Annotated in this window: 15 protein-coding genes; 5 read left to right on the forward strand and 10 right to left on the reverse strand. The window is 64.7% G+C overall.

The window, feature by feature from the left end; genetic code table 11:
• Positions 1 to 59: 59 nt before the first annotated feature.
• The 3 genes from ACWDTS_RS01595 to ACWDTS_RS01605 are packed head-to-tail and all read left to right on the forward strand — an operon-like array spanning position 60 to position 3,476.
• The gene (locus ACWDTS_RS01595; protein WP_450117429.1) at positions 60 to 1,421 is read left to right on the forward strand and encodes a nucleotide sugar dehydrogenase; all 1,362 of its coding nucleotides are present in this window, start codon (positions 60 to 62) and stop codon (positions 1,419 to 1,421) included.
• A 43-nt stretch (positions 1,422 to 1,464) separates the two neighbouring features.
• Positions 1,465 to 2,583, forward strand: coding sequence for a GNAT family N-acetyltransferase (locus ACWDTS_RS01600; protein WP_450117430.1), 1,119 nt, complete (start codon positions 1,465 to 1,467; stop codon positions 2,581 to 2,583).
• On the forward strand, positions 2,562 to 3,476 hold the full coding sequence (locus tag ACWDTS_RS01605; RefSeq protein WP_450117431.1) for a DUF6492 family protein: 915 nt from the start codon (positions 2,562 to 2,564) through the stop codon (positions 3,474 to 3,476). Before ACWDTS_RS01600 ends, ACWDTS_RS01605 begins: the two co-directional genes overlap by 22 nt.
• A gap of 8 nt (positions 3,477 to 3,484) precedes the next feature.
• Here the strand turns inward: ACWDTS_RS01605 and ACWDTS_RS01610 are convergent, their stop codons facing one another.
• Positions 3,485 to 4,825: an O-antigen ligase family protein gene (locus ACWDTS_RS01610; protein ID WP_450117432.1), complete on the reverse strand. Its 1,341-nt coding sequence runs from the start codon at positions 4,823 to 4,825 to the stop codon at positions 3,485 to 3,487.
• The gene (locus ACWDTS_RS01615) at positions 4,822 to 5,580 is read right to left on the reverse strand and encodes a hypothetical protein (RefSeq protein WP_450117433.1); all 759 of its coding nucleotides are present in this window, start codon (positions 5,578 to 5,580) and stop codon (positions 4,822 to 4,824) included. Before ACWDTS_RS01615 ends, ACWDTS_RS01610 begins: the two co-directional genes overlap by 4 nt.
• A 288-nt stretch (positions 5,581 to 5,868) precedes the next feature.
• On the opposite strand from ACWDTS_RS01615, the gene ACWDTS_RS01620 reads away from it, so the two are divergent.
• Positions 5,869 to 6,825, forward strand: coding sequence for a GDP-L-fucose synthase family protein (locus tag ACWDTS_RS01620; RefSeq protein ID WP_450117434.1), 957 nt, complete (start codon positions 5,869 to 5,871; stop codon positions 6,823 to 6,825).
• Here ACWDTS_RS01620 and gmd read toward each other — a convergent pair.
• From gmd to ACWDTS_RS01650, 6 genes are all read right to left on the reverse strand, one after another.
• Positions 6,813 to 7,856 carry a GDP-mannose 4,6-dehydratase gene (gene gmd / locus ACWDTS_RS01625; protein ID WP_450117435.1) on the reverse strand — a complete coding sequence of 348 codons (1,044 nt, stop codon included), beginning with the start codon at positions 7,854 to 7,856 and terminating at the stop codon, positions 6,813 to 6,815. The two genes, ACWDTS_RS01620 and gmd, sit on opposite strands and share 13 nt — an antisense overlap.
• Positions 7,853 to 9,103 (reverse strand): glycosyltransferase, encoded by a 1,251-nt coding sequence (locus tag ACWDTS_RS01630; protein ID WP_450117436.1) that lies wholly within the window; start codon positions 9,101 to 9,103, stop codon positions 7,853 to 7,855. The genes gmd and ACWDTS_RS01630 overlap by 4 nt, the downstream gene beginning before the upstream one ends.
• Positions 9,104 to 9,197: 94 nt before the next feature.
• Positions 9,198 to 9,704 carry a YdcF family protein gene (locus ACWDTS_RS01635; protein ID WP_450117437.1) on the reverse strand — a complete coding sequence of 169 codons (507 nt, stop codon included), beginning with the start codon at positions 9,702 to 9,704 and terminating at the stop codon, positions 9,198 to 9,200.
• Positions 9,705 to 9,867: 163 nt separating this feature from the next.
• A complete protein-coding gene (locus ACWDTS_RS01640) occupies positions 9,868 to 10,764 on the reverse strand; it encodes a glycosyltransferase family 2 protein (RefSeq protein ID WP_450117438.1) in 897 nt (298 codons plus the stop codon).
• Positions 10,764 to 12,266 carry an oligosaccharide flippase family protein gene (locus ACWDTS_RS01645; protein WP_450117439.1) on the reverse strand — a complete coding sequence of 501 codons (1,503 nt, stop codon included), beginning with the start codon at positions 12,264 to 12,266 and terminating at the stop codon, positions 10,764 to 10,766. The genes ACWDTS_RS01640 and ACWDTS_RS01645 overlap by 1 nt, the downstream gene beginning before the upstream one ends.
• Positions 12,267 to 12,268: 2 nt before the next feature.
• Positions 12,269 to 13,318, reverse strand: coding sequence for a hypothetical protein (locus ACWDTS_RS01650; RefSeq protein WP_450117440.1), 1,050 nt, complete (start codon positions 13,316 to 13,318; stop codon positions 12,269 to 12,271).
• Between the two features lie 332 nt (positions 13,319 to 13,650).
• On the opposite strand from ACWDTS_RS01650, the gene ACWDTS_RS01655 reads away from it, so the two are divergent.
• On the forward strand, positions 13,651 to 14,565 hold the full coding sequence (locus ACWDTS_RS01655; RefSeq protein ID WP_450117441.1) for an NAD-dependent epimerase/dehydratase family protein: 915 nt from the start codon (positions 13,651 to 13,653) through the stop codon (positions 14,563 to 14,565).
• A 50-nt stretch (positions 14,566 to 14,615) separates the two neighbouring features.
• On the opposite strand, the gene ACWDTS_RS01660 is transcribed toward ACWDTS_RS01655, so the two are convergent.
• Complete coding sequence (locus ACWDTS_RS01660; protein ID WP_450117442.1) at positions 14,616 to 15,500, reverse strand: MazG family protein; 885 nt, start codon at positions 15,498 to 15,500, stop codon at positions 14,616 to 14,618.
• Positions 15,497 to 19,147 (reverse strand): transcription-repair coupling factor, encoded by a 3,651-nt coding sequence (mfd, locus tag ACWDTS_RS01665; RefSeq protein WP_450117443.1) that lies wholly within the window; start codon positions 19,145 to 19,147, stop codon positions 15,497 to 15,499. Before mfd ends, ACWDTS_RS01660 begins: the two co-directional genes overlap by 4 nt.
• Positions 19,148 to 19,152: the final 5 nt, after the last annotated feature.

Raw genomic sequence — 19,152 nt, forward strand, 5'->3', positions numbered from 1 at the left:
GAGAACAACTGCGTTGAGCGAGAGCTAATGCGTTCGCTCAATCGCAGTACGACGGAGCCGTGGAGACGCACAGCGAGGTCGACGTGACCGCTACAGAAAAACCCGTGTTGAGCGTGTTCGGACTCGGATACGTAGGCTGCGTTTCGGCCGCGTGTCTCGCTTCCCGAGGTCACCGAGTCATCGGAGTCGACGTCAACCCGGCCAAGACCGCAGCCCTCCGGGAGGGTAGGGCTCCCGTCATAGAGGAACGTATCGGCGAGCTCACTGCGGAGGTCGTAGCATCGGGCCTCCTGACGGTCAGCGACGATCCCGCAGACGCAGTGCGTGCTTCGGACATCACGATCGTTTGCGTCGGCACGCCCTCCACATCCGGAGGAGGTCTGTCCACCGCATATCTCGAGCGGGTCAGCAGCGCCATCGGCGCGGCCCTGGCGACCAAGGACGGCTGGCATGTGGTGTCCTACCGCAGCACGATGCTGCCCGGCACCTGCGAGAACCTTCTGATTCCACTTCTGGAACGCGCCTCCGGAAAACAGGCCGGGAAGGACTTCGGCGTCTGCGTCAACCCCGAGTTCCTCCGCGAAGGCAGCAGCGTGCGCGACTTCCTCGATCCGCCGAAGACAGTTGTGGGACAGAGTGACGACCGCAGCGGCAGCGAGGTCATGAGCATCTTCGATGGGCTGGGAGGACCGAGATTTCACGTCCCCATCCCCATCGCCGAGATGACCAAATTCGTGGACAACAGCTTTCATGCCCTGAAAGTGACCTTCGGGAACGAAATAGGTTCCCTGTGTGCGGCTCTCGGCCTCGACTCCTACGACCTCATGGAGATATTTCTCGCCGACTCGAAACTGAACATCAGTCCCGCCTATCTACGGCCGGCGTTCGCGTTCGGCGGCTCGTGCCTACCCAAGGACGTGCGCGCGCTCAACTATCTTGCGCGTCGACACGACGTCGAAGTCCCCGTCCTTGCAAACATATTGCCTTCCAACGAGAAACTGATCCGCCACGCGATCGACCTGGTGATCTCCCTGGGCCGTCGACGAGTGGGAATTTTCGGCCTCGCCTTCAAGTCCGGTACCGACGACCTACGGGAGAGCCCGATGGTCGAACTCGCCGAGCAATTGATCGGCAAGGGATACAACGTCCGCGTCTACGATTCGCAAGTTGCCGTGTCGCGGCTGATCGGTGCGAATCGGGCCTGCATCGAGGACCGTCTACCTCACCTCGAGAAGGTCCTCACCGACGATGTCGACGAGGTTCTCGATCATTGTGAGGTATTCATCGCTGGATCGAGCGACGCTTCTGTGGCAGCGGCTGCCGACCGTGTCGGTGACGAATGCGTGATAGTCGACCTGGTTCGCCTGCCAGGCGCCGAGGAACGTCGACAAGAGAAGTCCTATTTCGGCATCGGGTGGTGAACTTGGACAAGGCGGTGCCTTCCGGAACCGAGCGGCCAGATGGATGTCCCTCGACGCCGAGCTGGAAGCGGATGCTGTGATCACCGCGTACGCCTTCGATAAGCTGCCTCCCGACGTCCTCGCCGATTGGTGCCGACTTCGTGCAACCAGCCCCCTGTACGACAGCCCGTACTTCGACCCGCGGTTCGCAGCCGCTGTGCACTCGGTCCACGGCGATGTCACAGTACTGGCCGGCGCCGACGTCGTATTCGCGGTCCAATGTTCGGCGCGCACCGCCCGCCCGGTGGGCTGGCCCGGCGCCGACTTCCAGGGACCGATGGTCGGTCCGGGAGCTTTTTTCGATCCTCGGGCCGCGCTGAGCGCACTGGGAGTGCGTGCGCTCGCCTTCGACCACCTGGTCGACCCCGGTCTACATTTCACGCAGTATGTGGACGGTTTCCGTCGATCACCGTACGTGGAGGTCGACGGCGGTCTGGACGGATATCTTGCGCGCGCGTCCAAGTCGGGCCGGGCCAATCTCGCGCAAGCGCGGCGCCGTGCCCGCAAGTTGTCCAACGAATACGGTGAACTGAGGTTCGAACCGAACTCGACGGACAGGGACGTGCTGCTGCAGGTCATCGAGATGAAACGTGCGCAGTATCGGGCAAGCGGGGCACGGGATCACTTCACTGCACCGGGCAGACGCGAATTGCTGGAGGTCCTGCTCGGCGTCCGCGATCCGGACTTCTCGGGTGTCCTGTCCGGTGTCTTCGTCGGAGACCGAATCGTGGCCGGTCACTTCGGTATCCGGTCGGCATCGGTGCTTCACTGGTGGTTCCCTGTCTACGATCCCGAGTTCCGCGCGTACGCCCCCGGGTGGATTCTGATGCATGAGCTGATAGCCAACGCGGTAGCCACCGGGGTCTCTCGTATCGACCTCGGCCGCGGTGATGACGAGTACAAGCGACGGGTCATGACCGGGTATGTCGACGTCGCCTACGGTCTCGTAGCCGGCCCGGGCTTGCGCGGCATCCACAAGATGCAAGCGTCGGCACGGTCCGCACTCGAGTTCTCACCGCTGGGACCCTTTGCGCGAGCCGCAGTCCGCAGGCACCGCTCTCGCACGACCCGCTCGGGTCGACGAACCGAAAGGAGCGCGAAGTGGCCGTCCTCGCGATCTTGACGCCGAGCTATCTCCCGGACCTGCCGTACTTCACGGAACTGCATGCGTCGGTGTGCCGTTACACAGCCGACGACGTTGTTCATCACGTCCTCGTGCCGAACCGTGATTTCGCGGCGTTCTCGCAGATCGACTCTCCCAAACTCAGGGTCCATCCGGAGGACGAAAATCTACCGTCCACCTTCATATCGACATACGGCTTCGCCGGCCTGCTACGGCACATACCCCGAATGTCGAAACTCCCCAGAATCACGGCCGTCAACCTCGCCCGGCCATGGCCACCGGTACGCGGATGGATCCTCCAGCAAATCCTCAAGCTCGATGCGGCGAGCCGAATCGACGCCGATGTGGTCCTGATCATCGATTCCGACGTTGTCCTGATCCGTCCGATCGATGTATCCGACTTCCTCCGTGACGGCACGGTCAGGTTCTACCGATTGCCGGGCGGTATCGGTGCCGAAATGAGCGAGCATCACCTATGGCACCGCACAGCAACCCGACTTCTCGGGTTGGAGGCGCACGAGTCGGACTCGGTTACCGACTACATCACATCATTCGTTCCCTGGGATCCCCGGATCGTCAGGAAGGTACAACGGCGTGTCGAGGACACGACTACCGGCGACTGGCAGTCCGCGGTGGCCCGGGAGCTGCGATTCTCCGAGTACTTCTTGTACGGCGTGTTCGTCGACCATCTCGGCACCCCTGAAGAGCGATCGTTTACACGCTCCAGCACGCTGTGTCACAGCCATTGGGGTTCCGCTCCGCTCGACAAGACCGGCGCGGATCGGTTCCTGGAATCGATCGGGGCTGACGACGTCGCAATACACATTCAATCCCGTTCCAATACACCCACAGACATCCGCCGGTACATAGTGTCGGCTGCCGCCGACTCGTGATGTTCTTTCTAGCTGTCACGCGCGGGCTGGGGATTCGGGACCGAAGCGAAGGACCACAGCAGTCCATACAGGAGGAAGAAGACCAGCGTGATCTGCTGGAAGGAACGAAGATCGAAAGTGAAACTGGACGAAGCAATTCCGACGAGAGCCGCACCAAGTGCGTAAGCCATGTTGCGGTCCTTGGCGGAGGCGACACGACGCAGTGCCGCGGTCATCGCGACGGCAATACCCCCGAAGAGGAGCATGAGGGCCACCACCCCCACGAGCCCTCCTTGCACGATCGCCTGCAACCATTCGTTGTCGAGATACCGATACTCGGTCGGCGGGTAGCCGCCGAGTCCCAACCCGAACCATGGGGTCTCGCGAAACTGCTCACCCACAACCGCGTAATCCTCGGTACGGGTCGAGATACTGGTGTCGCGCTCCGCGTAGATGATCGAATACCAGAGGGCTTGTAGGTAGTTCGGCAACAGGAGCCGGTAGATACCCAGCATGACGAGTCCCACCAGCACAGCGTTCGCGATCGCCCGCAGATTCCACGCGAACATATACACCAGCAATGCCGCTGCGAGTGCGACGACTCCCGACCGCGAGATCGCGGTCGGGATCGCGACGACAGCCAAGACACACGCGATCACCGAAAGCTGTCGATGCAACGGTTTGATCGCGTACCGCGCGAGGTGCAGGCTCAAGACGACCCCTACCACCGCAAGGACCGACAACTCGATCGCGTGTTGGGAGGTTCCGAACACCCGACGGGATCCTTCGCGGCTGGAGAAATCGATCTCCTCCAAGGATTCGGTGAAGCCGGGGGGTACAAGCAGATCACGCAGATCGACTCCGCTGAACGCCTGGAACAGTGTGACGACACACGCATAACTCAGACTCGCGACGAGACACCCTACGACGATCGACCTTTGACGGGAAGTCCTGACGGACTTCATGACATACAACGCGACCCCGACGTGGGCGCACATCACGAGCATCGTGCGCGTCTTGCTCGCTTCGATGACGGCATTCTTCGGATCGAGCAGACCCGTTCCATATGTGAGAAACAGCAGGAGGAAGTACGCGACGATGATCATCGTGCCCGGATTGCGAGTCCGTTCGGCCGAGTTCCGGCGCGCGAGAACGAATCCGACGACAACGAGCGCAAGACAGAGATAGCCCAGCATCCGCGCCGGCGATCCATGGCCCCGCAGTGGCCCGGGGAAGACGGCCGGCGTCGGGATGAGCGGCACGATCAGGGCGCACGCCGCTGCGAGCCACGGTGTCTTCTCGCGTTCGGGCAGCGGCGGAGCCGATGGTGGGAGGTCCGGTACAAACGAGCGTTCCCCCGAGAACGTCACGGCCGTTCGCCCCCGGGCGAACCCTTACCTGCCGGAGAGCCGACGCGCGTCCACTCTCGATCGCTGTCCGTATCTCGGTCCTGACCGCCCTCCACGACGTCCGACACCCGATCCCGATCGTTGCGTTTCGTCTTTAGACGCACGACGAGAACATCGAACAGTACCGCGACGAATACCGACAACCCGGTGCCGACGAGCATCAGAGCAACAGTCGAGCGCGTTCGGCTGGGTGTGGCAGGTTGCGGGTCCACCGGCGGTACCACGGTATAAGAGATCAACATCCGGTCCGGCGGGACGTCGGCCGACCGTTGCACTCGCTCGAGCAACGGTCCGCTCTGAGCAGCAACCAACTCGACTGTCTTCTTGGATGTTTCCGGATCGGAGGCTGTTGCCTCGATCGTCACGAGAGGCAACTGGTTTCCCGGAAGCCCCGTTTCGAAAACGGTGGCAGTGTAGTCGGAGATGCCACCGGCTTCGGCTATCTGCTGAGTCACAGCAGGATCCTTGAGGCTCATCGCCAGCAAGTTGATGAGTAGAACCGCTCCACCTGCATCGACCAGTCCATTGCTGCGAACTTCATTGTCGGCGGGCACCACGGAAACGCTCGGATTCGCCAGCCCCAGCGTAGTGGTCGAGTAGTACACCGGCTCGACACCCGCGTACACGCGGTAACCGACCAACACGGTGACAACCATCAGCGGCAGGAACACGTACCAGCGGCGAGCGCAGGACTTTGCGACGTCGAATAGATCCATCGCCACTCCTCGGCGTCCCGGTCGTCGGCATCGGGTCGTTCAATCGTAACGGCTCGATCGTCACGCTCGTGCTGCTTCGTGCTGCTTCACCATTGCCGACGAGCGCCGGACGACCCCTTCTCCGCGAGACGGATGTCGCCGACGCGGGCGGAACGGGCCTGCCCGGATGTGGAAACAGGGGTGCACGAACTGCCGACGATTCGAGGATTCGCATACCGAAACGGACCAAGGTAGCAAAGACACCGATCCCGGACGCTCGATCCCGGAAGTCTGGAACAATCATCATCTGTGGTTGCCGGTCACTTGCCGTTCGATACCCGCATCTACATCGCGGGACACCGGGGCCTCGTGGGCTCGGCGCTCTGGCGGCACTTCAGCCGTGCCGGATATCGGCACTTGATCGGTCGCGACTCCGCAGAACTCGATCTCCGCGATCGGGACAAGACGCTCGATTTCCTGGAGGCCACCGGCCCGCAGGTCGTGATCGACGCGGCGGCGCGCACCGGCGGCATCGGGGCCAACATGCGCCGACCTGCGGATTTCATGTCGGACAATCTCAGGATTCAGGTCAATCTGCTCGACGCTGCCGCGGCGACCGGAGTCGAACGATTCCTCTTCCTCGGCTCGAGTTGCATCTACCCTAAGTTCGCCGCTCAGCCGATCTCCGAGGATGCGCTCCTCACCGGTCCGTTGGAGCCGACGAACGCAGCCTACGCAGTCGCAAAGATCGCCGGTATCGAGCACGTGAGGGCGATCAGGCAGCAGTACGGATTGCCGTACATCAGCGCGATGCCGACCAACATCTACGGTCCCCACGACAACTTCCATTCCGAGAACGGCCATGTGCTTCCGGCGATGATTCGGCGATTTCATCGCGCCGCAGCGGACGGTTCGAACTACGTTACGTGCTGGGGTACCGGCCGTCCGCGCCGCGAGTTCCTGCATGCCGACGACCTCGCCGGCGCGTGTCACTTCCTGCTCGAACACTACGACGACGATCAGCCCGTCAATGTCGGCACCGGGGTGGACCACAGTATCGCCGAGCTGGCGCAACTTGTCGCTGAAGTCAGTGGGTATCGCGGCGAGATTCGTTGGGACGATACGAAGCCGGACGGAACACCGCGAAAACTTTTGGATATCCGAAGGATGACGGAGATCGGGTGGACTGCCGGCATTCCGCTGCAGGACGGCATCAAGTCGACCTACCAGTGGTTTGTCGAACACCAGCAGGACTATCGAACGTAACCCTCGTTGTCCGGCCAGCGGGGTCGATCGATCCATCCGGAATCTCTACCGGCTTCCAACATCCGGATATCGGCGTCGACCATGATTCTCACCAGTTCCGGAAGCGTAACTTGCGGTTCCCACCCCAACTCGGAACGCGCCTTCGACGCGTCCCCGATGATCGAATCGACCTCCGCCGGGCGGAGGTAGCTTTCGTCGAATCGAACATGACGTTCCCAGTCGAGATCGGCGTACTCGAATGCCAGCGCCAGAAAGTCCCGAACCGAACTACCTGTTCCCGTTGCAAGCACATAGTCGTCAGGTTCATCCGCTCGGAGCATTCGCCACATTCCGTCCACATATTCGGGGGCATAGCCCCAATCGCGCACGGCATCGAGATTCCCGAGGTACAGGTACCGGTCCAATCCCGCCTTGATTCTCGCAACAGCTCGAGTGATCTTGCGGGTGACGAAAGTCGGTCCGCGTCTTGGTGATTCATGATTGAACAGGATGCCGTTCACCGTGAAGAGCTGGTACGCCTCACGATAGTTTCGAGCCACCCAGTAGGAATACGCCTTCGAAATCCCGTACGGCGATCGCGGGCTCAGCGGAGATCGCTCGTCTTGAGACTCCGGGGAACTTCCGAACATCTCCGAACTCGACGCCTGATAGAAGCGGCACTCCAGGCCGAGTTGCCGTATCGCCTCGAGGAGGCGGAGCGTGCCGAGTCCGGTCACCTCCGATGTGTACTCGGGTTCGTCGAAACTGAGACGGACGTGGGATTGCGCAGCGAGATTGTACACCTCGTCCGGCTGGATTCGATTGAGAAGTACCATAATTCGCGACACTTCGAGAAGGTCGCCGTGGTGCAGAAACAGTCGGACGTCCGGCTGGTGCGGGTCGGCGTAGAGATGGTCGATCCGGCTGGTGTTGAAGGTGGAACTTCGGCGGATGATGCCGTGCACCTCGTATCCCTTACCGAGTAGTAGCTCGGCAAGGTACGACCCGTCCTGACCTGTGATGCCGGTGATGAGGGCGCGTCGTGGCGTCAACGCTGCTCCTCGAGCCGACCGGCAGCAAGGCCTCTGATCCACTCTTCGTACCGGTCGAGAGCCGCAGATTCGGACAGCATCACGTCACAATAGCGGCGCCCGGCCTCACCGAGCCGGCGTGCGAGGTCACGATCCTGTCCAATTCGCATCGCTTCCTCGACCAGGATGTCCGCACGCCCGGCCGGAATGCACACCCCTGCCCCTGAAGCGGCAACCTCCCGCGCAGTGAAGCCTCCTTCACCGGTTGCCGCAAGGATCGGCCTGCCGGCAGCGAAGTACGAGGTCAACTTGCTCGGCATCGACATCCTGGCAACCCCTGGGCGTTCGTTCACCAGCAGCAGATCTGCTGCACCCAGCGCCGCCGGAAAGTCCTTCTCCGGTACGGGTTCGACCAGTTCGAGGCATGGAACGGAGGTGCTCATTCTCTGTAGGTACTGCCGCTGGTGGCCGTCTCCGAGCAATACGAATCGGAGGGGTAGACCCTGCGCAGCAGCGAACTGCGCCGCGGCGATCACGTTCTCGAGGCCCTGCTTGGTACCCATGTTCCCGGCATGCAGAACGACAGATTCGTTGTCGCTCCACCCGCGCCGGGCGCGGAACGCGGCACTGGCGGCGGGATCGGACGGGGTGATATGAGTCCAGTTGCGGCACTCTCGGACCCGACGCGAATCGACGTGATACCGGTCGATCATGTCGGCTGCGAATCCGCCGTGGATCACCGCGATTCCGTCGGCCGCGCGCATAGTCCACGATTCCAGCCCTTCGACAGCACGCTCGACAAACCCGCCACCCATGTCCATCTCAGCGAAGGCGCGAGTGTATACGTCGTGAACCACGATCCCGAGTGGTGGTCGATGACGTGTCAGCCGGATGCGGGCCGCGCACATGGCGGACGTCAGCAGCGGCGGACTGATGCACACCACAACGTCCGGCCGAAGGAGTTTCGCCGTACTCACCTGCAGTCCGAAGGTCAGTTCCATGATCAATCTCTTGATCGCCGTGGGGTGACGGGTGACGAAATGGCGGAATCGCCTCACGCGCACCCCTTCCAGCGATTCCTCCGATCGCATGGAACGGTAACCGTCCATCCGGGTCCACTGCGGGTAGTGCGGTTGACCGGTGAACACGTGGACACGATGCCCACGTCGAGCTAGTCCAACCGCCAGTCCTCTCGTGTAGGGAGCGATTCCGGTCGGCTCCGGCGCGTAGTTGATGCCGACGATCGCGACCGTGATGCCGGTGGACACACCCCGAGAGTAGCCGACATGCGCTGAATGAGCGGGGTGTTCGTGGACAGCATGATCGACTCTCGGCACCCCGCTGTCGGGGGACTTTCGTCTGTCAGCACCCGGACTGCAGTGCCGCTCGAATGTACCCGGCCGTCTGGTACGCATAGCCCCAAGCCCAATCCCAGGCGGACAGATCCTCCTGGCTGTCGACAACCATCAGGTCACCGTCGAAGCACCGCCCGAGAATGTAGCGTGCTCGCGTGATGTGGGGGGTCTGCGTCACCACGATGACGCTTTGCCACCCCTCCGATTGCGCGAAGCTGCGAAGCTCGCGCGCTTCCCCCCGTGTCGTAGGCGGATCGGGTTCGAAACACGAAACGGCGAAGTCGTACCGCTCGTGGGTACACAGGTCGGTGAGCCAAACACTTTCGGATCCGATCGGATTGGATATCACTACACGGGGGGCGTACCCGTCCAGCGCATACTCGAGTCCGACGGAGTACCGCGCGACGCCCGGACCGCCGAGCACAACGATCACGTCGGCCGGGTGCACCTCGTCTCGTGGCGGGCGCACGTAAACAAACCAGCCTGCCACCACGAGTGCCAGAACCACCACCATCCCCGCGAGGACCCAACGCCACCCTCGCCTCCTGGCTTCCAAGTGAACCACCACTCTCGTCTGCGCTCCACCCAAATGGCTGCGGTTCCCATCTTCCTGTGGGGTAGTGGGATTCGCCCCGATTGCCACGACGACACTCGCTCGGTGCCGGCTCGTTCGTGAATCAGTACGCAGTTGCCCGAACACGGATGCCGGCCATGCGCGCGAGTCTTCGCCCGCGCCGCGCCACAATGATCTTCTGGCGCCGTGCGTACATTCGCGCCACCTCGAGTTGCGCCCGCCTGCGTTCGGCGGGGCTGAGGTCACACCCCACAAGCCAGTGCAAGATCTCCCTGCACTGCAGCGTCGTCACGAACCACGCGTGCCATGGAGGCAAGTCCAGCTTCCGAACGAGAGCGGAGACGCTCTCCGCTTCCCAGTGACGCCGTCCGAGCACCTCGGGTACATGTCCCCACGGCCCGGCGAGCGCGAGCTTCGTGGCAAACACCTCGTCTTCGCGCATCATGTTGCGCCGGTCGATTTCAGCGACAACCGCGCGCCGGAAGAGCCCGTACAGGGGGTCGATCAACAAGTGACTTTCGTTGAGCAGGCGTAACATTTCGGCAAACCGCGTGACCGGATCCTCGGAAGCAAGTGAATCGCCGCGGAACTCGGCCGTTTGTACGGAGCCGTCGGAAGCCGCATATTCCAGCTGCGTCGTCACCAGAATCGACCGCTCGTCTGCCGCGAATGCCTCGAGGCTGCGGGACACATTGGTCGGTGCCAACCAGTCGTCGTCACCGACCCACCGGAAGAAGGTTCCTCTCGACAACCGCATGACACCGACGAAGTTGTTCAGCAAACCCGTGTTCACAGGATTGCGGTGATAGACGATTCGTTTGTCCTGCGCGGCGAGATCGCGGCACAACTCCTCGGTGCCATCGGTGGAGGCGTTGTCGCCGATCACCAGTTCCAGGTTTTCGTGATCTTGACCGAGCACGGACTCCACCACGTTCTGTATCCGGTCGGCTCCGTTGCGGACCGGAAGTCCCACCGAGACCAAGGTATCGGCGGTTGCCATCACCGACCTCCTCGACGACTCGCATTTCGGGCCCACAACCTCGACGGAAGGCGCCGGATCTCGTCGAAGGGGACCACGACAAGTACGAAAACGCAGCAACCTGCTCCCCCGGCAAGCGAAAGCTGCACGAACGATCCCGCATCGATCAACGGTTCGATCAGGAGGATCACCGTCGCCGACAGCACCGCGCCGACCGCGGGCCGAACGAGTCCGGGCAACGCGGGTACCAGGCTGATCCGGTGACGATGGAGAGCGAGGATCGCCAGGGGAAGCGCCACCATGATCGCGCAGATGCCGTGTGCCACCGCTGCCCCCTGGATTCCACCCCACCGGGTTCCGACCCAGAGTGCAGGAAGCAGGGCCACGGCCCAGCCGAGATTCACCCAAACCGTCGCCTTGGTGGCACCCAGCGAGGTCAGGATGTCGAATGCGAACGAGGTCAGCATGCGGACGATCATGAGGATGGTAAGGATGCGCAGCACCGCCGCGGACGGACCCCACTGATCGCCGTACAGAAAGTCGATCAACGGCGTCGCCAATGTCGCCATCACGACAGCGATCGGCAGAATTGCCGTCACGAGCAGTGGAACCGAGCGGCGCACGCCTTCCTCGAGCACATCCGCATCGCGCTCTGCCAGGCGCGAGAATCCGGCGATGGATACGACGCGGACAGCAGTCCCGATCAATCCGGGTACCCAGCTGGAAATGTTGAATGCCAGCAGGTAATAGCCGACAGCCGCAGGCCCAAGCGCGTTGCCGATGATGATGTAGTCGGCGTTCAGCAGTACGGATTCGACGCCGAGGCTGGCTGCCAGCGGAACACCGAACGTGAGCAGCTTCACCGCGATCGCTCTGTCGAAGGCGAACCTCACGGGGAGGTGTCCCGCCTTGAACACGACCACACCTGTAACAACGGCCCCGAACACCTGGCCACCGGCAAAGCTGTACGCTCCGGCTCCGGCGAAGGCGAGGGGCACAGCCAACGCCGCATTGGCCACCCAGCCGGCCATGATCGCGATCGTCAACCGATCCTGCTCGAACCGGCGCTGCAGAGCGGACACGCGCATCGCGGTGACGCCGTCGACGATGATGACGACCGCCAGCAGCCGCACCACCGGTGCAGCCTCGGGAGTGCTTGCAAGCGAGGCGAATGTCGGCGCCAGTATCCAGACCACGCCGTAGCCGAGGAGACTGAAGACGAGCGCGATCGCGGATCCGGTCGGCGCCATCTCTTCGAACCTGCCGCGCCACTGCACACCTGCCGCGATCATTCCGAAGTCGTTGACGTGCATGAGCAGCGCCGTGACCGCCAACGCCAGCGCATACACGCCGAAATCGTCCGGAGTCAGTAGTCGAGCCAGGATGAGGCCGATGCCGAACGAGCCCAGCTTGAGGAAGAAGTTGCCGAGCAGACTCCACTTGAGACCGCGGCCCGCCTTACGACCGATGCTTCCGACCTGGTCGGCAGTCGATCCTTCGGGCGCTACCTCCTCGTCAACCACGGTCAGACACGCTCGAGCCAGATCTCACGCCAGAACGGTACGAACTCACGTGGACAGTTGGCGTTGTACACCCCCGCGCAGACAATGTCTTCCAGCACGATACAAGGGTTCTTCATCGTCAACAGCTCGCCGGTTCTCTCGTCCAGGCACTTGGTGACGCGGGCTTTCACCCGGGCGGTGCGACCACAGTATCTGGCCATCTCCTCCTCGAATCCCATGCCCCGATTGAGCCGGCTCTCGTTGAGAGTGTCCTTGATCTGTTCCTTGGACTTGATCCGGACCAGTTCGCCCGGCTGCAGACCGAGATGCTCGGTCGGGGTCCGTGCACCTGCCCGGCCCTCGACGAACCCCCACGGCAGACCGCCACGGATCCACAGTTTCCGTGGCAGCACGCGCTTGCTGTACCCCTGCACTCGATTGAACAGAGCGATCAGGAATGCCCGCAACGATGCGAGTGCCCCGACGTTGCCGGTCCGTACGTCGGTCACGTACTGGCGAAGATCGCGGAACGGCAGACAACTCGGCGCGGCCCGCATCAGTTCGGTTGCCTGACAGGAGTAGCGGACCTCGCCGTTCGGACCCGGATCCTTGCGGGTGTTGATCTCCAACAGAGGAAGAGCGACGCGGCCATCGGACGCCGGTGGGGTCGTTCCGGGTTCGACACGTTTGAGCCAGGCCTCCTTCCAGTACAGTGAGCAGGCGGTTTGGCAGCCACCGTGGGAGGAGCCGTCACAACGCGCACCCGTCAGATGCACCGCATTCTCCATCCGATGAATGCCACTCCGGTTGATGGTGTCGCACAGTTTGTGTGCCACCTTGTGTACGGTCATCCGCCGGCCACAGAATTGGAGCATCTCCGGCATGAACGGCAGGTTCTCCGTCTCCCCGTGCTCGTCGAGTGTCTTCAGGATCTCTTCGGCGCTGCGAACCTCGACCACGTCTCCGACGCGCAACGGTCGGGCAGCGGCGCCCGTCTCGGAACAGGTCATCGTCGTCGCTCCTCCCCGATTGCGTACGCCATCGCAATCGCTGTTGCCGCGATTGCCGCACACCCAATCCGTGAGTTGTGCGGATCCACGCCCCCTGCGGCGCGTCCGGATCCACTGCGCAAACAAGCATCGCACCTGAAGCGTGGTTGCGACACCCATCATGCGAATCGCCGGTGCGGAAACATCCTTCGGTGACCGTCGCCGCCGAGCGTCGCTTCGTCGTCGCGGCAAACGACATCCGCGCCGCCGACTGCAGGGCCGACGGCGCTCTGACCACGCGGGAGAACTTCCTACGAATATTTCCATGTTCTTCCGCACCCCATGGTGATTCGCCCACACTTGGTTCTATTGCGTTCGAGGTTCGATTGCATTCGAGCGGGAGGTTGCACCGACCGATGGGTGTGAACCGGGTACTGGTCACCGGTGGATCGGGATTCATCGGTTCCCACCTGTGCCGGAGGCTCGCAGATTCCGGCCCGGAGGTTCATGCCGTCTCGCGGACACGCCGGAACGCGACGGACGGTGTCCGCTGGTGGACGACCGATCTGACGGATCACGAGGCGACGCGGCAACTCCTGCGCACCGTCCGGCCCGAGATGGTGTTCCACCTGGCTAGCTACGTGACCGGGAGCCGCGATTTGGGTGCGGTCCTGCCGACCTTCCGGGCCAATCTGCTGACGACGGTCAATCTGCTCACTGCCGCATGCGAGGTGGATCGTCCTCTTGTGGTGCTGGCCGGTTCCGCCGAAGAGCCCCCACCCCGTGACCCCGATCCTGTACCTGCATCCCCCTATGCTGCCGCGAAGGTAGCCGCATCCACCTACGCGCGTACCTTCAGCGCGCGGTTCGGTCTCCCGACGTTCACCTTTCGCATCTCCATGGTCTACGGGCCCGGGCAGCAGGACGGGACCAAGCTCGTGCCCTACGTGACTCAGTCCCTGCTGCGCGGCGAATCCCCCGCTCTGAGCAGTGGCGGCCGGGAGGTCGATTGGGTCTACGTCGACGACGTGGTCGACGCCTTCGTCATGTTCGCCGACTCGTCCGAGACCGCCCACTCGTCCGAGACGGTCGGCGAATCCCTCGACATCGGATCCGGACAACTTGTATCCGTGCGCAGCGTCGTCGAGCGAATCGCGCAGATGATCGATGGGCCGGCTGCACCACGCTTCGGGGTCCTGGACGACAGACCGTTCGAACGCACACTGCTTGCCGACGTGGCCCGCACCCGCGCCGCAATCGGATGGGAGCCGCGGACCGGTCTCGAGATCGGCCTGACGAAGACCGTGGAGTGGTTTCGCCAGGACTGCTGATCATGGCATGGCGACGAGAAGACAGCCGTCCAGGCGGATCGGTGTCGACTCTAGAGCCAGTAATCCCGCCATTCCTGTGTAGACATGGGGCCCCTGCCCCCACGATCCCGTGCAGCCGCGCTCTCGACGGCGCGTATGCGGTCAGCGAACGCCAGCACCGCGCTGCGCAGTCTCTGCTCGGCGCCGCCTGCACTGTCCAGATGCACGAGCGTCACCTCTGCAGGTACCAGATCCTTCGGTACTCCAGCCGCGTATGCCCGTTCGATCACCTTCTCCGCCAGCGCCAGCGCCGGCTGCGCCATCGCGATGCCGTCGAGGCACGACTCCCGGGCCTTCTCCGCCGCCTTGGCCGCCTGCCACGCCGCTTCCTGCTCGGCGACGTCGAGCGGGCCGGTGTGACCGTTGGTCAGGTGCGGGCTCCGCTGCGACAGCTTGGTGACGAGGGTGCCGGCGACGTCGTCGACGTCGAACGGGTCGGTCGGCGACTCCTGGGCGATCCGCGAGTGGAACAGCACCTGCAGCAGCAGGTCGCCGAGTTCCTCCCGCAGCCCGGCCCGGTCGTCCTCGTCGATGGCGTCGAGAAGCTCGTAGGTTTCCTCGAGCAGGTAGCGCCGCAGCGAGTCGTGGGTCTGGGTGACCTCCCAGCCGCCGAACCCCCACAGCCGGTCCATGACGTCGACCGCCTCGAGCAACCGGTCGCCGGGCACCGGGTCCGCCGCGACCACGGTCTCCCCGCGCGCGGTCCGTGCCGCCACGGCGTCGCTGCCGGCGTCGAGGGCCACGAGTACGTCGGCTCCCGGTTCGTGGTCGAGACCGAGCGCAGCGCGCATCTCGTCGGGGACCTCGTCGCCGTACTCGACCGGCCCGCGCAGCAGGCTCACCGCGGCCGCGGGCACGACCCCGGGCCGGCGCGGGTCGAGGAGGACGACGCTCACGCGTTCGCCCCCGCCGCGACCCGCACGTCCACCGACCCCTGCGCCTTGCCGTCCATGGCCAGCAGGAAGTCCGCGATGTACTGGAGCAGCTCGACGTCGCGGACCCGGTCGGAGCCGACCCCGCCGGTGCGCGGCAGCGGCAGTTGCACGATGCCGCTGGTCGCGCGGTACTGGGCGGCCGGGAAGATCCGCTTGAGCCGCATCTGCTTCGAGTCGGGGAGTTCCATCGGGGAGATCTTGAGCTGGGTGCCGACGACCGCGACCTCCTCGAGCCCGTATTCGCGGCACAGCAGCCGCAGCTTCGCGACGGACACGAGCCGGCCGACCTCTTCGGGCAGCGGGCCGTACCGGTCGACGAGTTCCTCGACGACGGCGGCGATCGCCGCGTCGTCCTGTGCGGCGGCGAGCTTGCGGTAGGCCTCGAGGCGCAGCCGGTCGGAGGTGACGTAGTCGGCGGGGATGTGCGCGTCGACGGGCAGGTCGACCCGTACCTCCTTGGGCGCCTCCTCGGTGGTGATGGGGGTGCCGTCGGCCGCCGCGCGGTACGCCTCGACGGCCTCGCCGACCAGGCGCACGTACAGGTCGAAGCCGACGCCGGCGACGTGACCGGACTGTTCGGCTCCGAGAACGTTTCCGGCGCCGCGGATTTCGAGGTCCTTCATGGCGACGGCCATGCCGGCGCCGAGGTCGGAGTTCTGCGAGATGGTTGCGAGCCGGTCGTACGCGGTTTCGGTGAGCGGCTTCTCCGGCGGGTACAGGAAGTACGCGTAGCCGCGTTCGCGGGACCGGCCGACGCGACCGCGCAGCTGATGCAGCTGCGACAGACCGAGCGAGTCGGCCCGTTCGACGATGAGCGTATTGGCGTTGGAGATGTCCAGGCCGGTCTCGACGATCGTGGTGCACACCAGCACGTCGAATTCGCGTTCCCAGAAGCCCTGCACGGTCTTCTCGAGGGTGTCCTCGTTCATCTGGCCGTGCGCGACGACCACCCGGGCCTCGGGGACGAGGTCACGAATCTTCTTGGCGGCCTTGTCGATCGAGCTGACCCGGTTGTGGACGTAGAACACCTGGCCGTCGCGCAGCAGCTCGCGACGGATCGCGGCGGCGACCTGCTTGTCCGAGTACGCGCCCACGTAGGTGAGGATCGGGTGCCGCTCCTCGGGCGGGGTGAGGATCGTCGACATCTCGCGGATGCCGGCCATGCTCATCTCCAGGGTGCGCGGGATCGGGGTCGCCGACATGGTCAGTACGTCGACGTGCGTGCGCAGCGCCTTGATGTGTTCCTTGTGTTCGACACCGAAGCGCTGTTCCTCGTCGACGATCACGAGACCGAGGTCCTTCCAACGGATTCCCGTCTGCAGCAGCCGATGGGTGCCGACCACGATGTCGACCTCGCCGTCGGCCATGCCCGCGACGATCTCGCGGGACTCGGCCGGATCGGTGAATCGGCTCAGGCCCTTGACGGTGACGGGGAACGCGGCCATCCGCTCGGTGAAGGTCTGCAGGTGCTGCTGCGCGAGCAGGGTCGTGGGCACCAGCACCGCGACCTGCTTGCCGTCCTGCACGGCCTTGAACGCGGCGCGCACCGCGATCTCGGTCTTGCCGTAGCCGACGTCGCCGATGACGACGCGGTCCATCGGCACCGGCTTCTCCATGTCGGCCTTCACCTCGGAGATGACGGTGAGCTGGTCCTGGGTCTCGGTGAAGGGGAACGCGTCCTCCATCTCCTTCTGCCACGGGGTGTCCGGGCCGAAGGCGTGACCGGGCGACGCCTGCCGCGCCGCGTACAGGCGCACCAGCTCCCCCGCGATCTCGCGAACCGCCTTGCGCGCCTTGCGTTTCGTGTTGGCCCAGTCGGAGCCGCCGAGCTTGCTGATCGCGGGCAGTTCACCGCCGACGTACCGGGAGAGCTGATCGAGCGACTCCATCGGCACGAACAACCGGTCGCCGGGCTGGCCACGCTTGCTCGCCGCGTACTCGATGACGAGGTACTCGCGGCGCGCACCGCCCACGGTCCGTTCGACCATCTCGACGAACCGGCCGATGCCGTGCTGGTCGTGCACCACGTAGTCGCCGGCGGTCAACGCCAGCGGATCGACCTGGTTGCGCCGCTTGACCGGCGTCTTGCGACCTTCGGCGGTGGTGACCCGGTTGCCGGTCAGGTCCGCCTCGGTGACGACGACGAGCCCCGGCACCTGGTTGTCGCCGTTGCCGGCCAGCACGAGGCCCTCGTGCAACGCGCCCTTGATCACGCCGACCTGGCCGCGGACCGGTTCGGCGCCCGGCTCGAGCTTCGCGGCGGGAACCTCGTTGTCCTTCAACCGTTCGAGCACGCGCAGCCCGGTACCGGTACCGGCGACCACGATCACCGCGCGGCCACCGGTGGTGACGTGCGCGCGCAGGTTCACGAACAGCATCGACAGCAGTTCCTCGGAACCGCGCACCTCCGGCGCGGGCTGCACCTCGAGAACCACCTCGGTGTCGGCGCCGGAGGCGAGCGGGCTCAGCGTCCACCACGGCACGCCCTGCGCTTCGGCGGCCTCCCGGACCTGCCGCAGCGACCGGTACGCCGAGGCCGCGAGATCCATCTTCCGGCCGTCGGCGCCGGTCAGGTTCGCGGTGTCCAGCGGCGCGGCACCACCGATCGACGCGGCCGTCCACGACGCCTCCAGGAACTCCTGGCCGGTGCGCACGAGGTCGGTGGCGCGGGTGCGGACCTTCTCCGGGTCGCAGAGCAGGACGTGGGTGCCGGCGGGCAGCACCTCGGTGAGCAGCTGCAGCTCACCGGACTGCAGCACGGGCAGCAGCGCCTCCATGCCCTCGACCGGAACACCGCCGGCCATCTTGTCGAGCATCTCGACGAGCGCCGCGTCGGCCGGGTTGTCCTTCGCGAGCTGCGCCGCGCGTTCCTTGACCTCCTCGGTCAGCAGCAGTTCGCGGCAGGGCGGCGCGATGAGCGTGGCGACCTCGACGTCGGGGATCGAGCGCTGGTCGGCGACGGAGAACGGGCGGAGCTCGGTGACCTCGTCGCCCCAGAACTCGACGCGCACCGGGTGGTCGGCGGTCGGCGGGAACACGTCCAGGATGCCGCCGCGCACCGCGAACTCGCCGCGCTTGCCGACCATGTCGACGCGCGTGTAGGCCAGTTCGACGAGGCGTTCGACGAGTTCGTCGAAGTCGTGTTCGGAACCGACCCGCAGGGTGATCGGATCGATCTCGCCGAGCCCCGGCGCCATCGGCTGCACCAGCGACCGCACGGTCGCGACGATGACGCGCAGTTCGGGGCCGTAGTCGCGGTCGTCGGGCCGGGCGAGGCGGCGCAGCACCTGCAGCCGCCGGCCGACGGTGTCCGCGCTCGGCGACAGCCGCTCGTGCGGCAGCGTCTCCCACGACGGGAACTGCGCGACGGCTGCGCCGAGGATCTCGGTGAGTTCGGCGGTCAGGTCGTCGGCTTCGCGACCGGTGGCGGTGACCACCAGCAGCGGCGCCTTCTCCGCGAGCGCGGCGGCGACGAAGGGGCGGGCCGCGGGCGGGGCGACCAGGGCCTGCTCGGCGGTGCCGGCGAGCGAGGCGACCCGCTGCAATTGGTCGTCGGCCAGCGCGATCCGCGCCAGTCCGGACAGAGGGGTGGCGGGCACAGCAGACACGTGAC

It is taken from the genome of Rhodococcus sp. NPDC003383, assembly GCF_053589115.1.

Coding starts and splice junctions, on each gene's coding strand:
- ACWDTS_RS01635 (WP_450117437.1), bottom strand. CDS start 9,704: ATGGTGGTGGTTCTGGCACTCGTGGTGGCAGGCTGGTTTGTTTACGTG.
- ACWDTS_RS01655 (WP_450117441.1), top strand. CDS start 13,651: ATGGGTGTGAACCGGGTACTGGTCACCGGTGGATCGGGATTCATCGGT.
- ACWDTS_RS01640 (WP_450117438.1), bottom strand. CDS start 10,764: ATGGCAACCGCCGATACCTTGGTCTCGGTGGGACTTCCGGTCCGCAAC.
- ACWDTS_RS01600 (WP_450117430.1), top strand. CDS start 1,465: ATGTCCCTCGACGCCGAGCTGGAAGCGGATGCTGTGATCACCGCGTAC.
- ACWDTS_RS01615 (WP_450117433.1), bottom strand. CDS start 5,580: ATGGATCTATTCGACGTCGCAAAGTCCTGCGCTCGCCGCTGGTACGTG.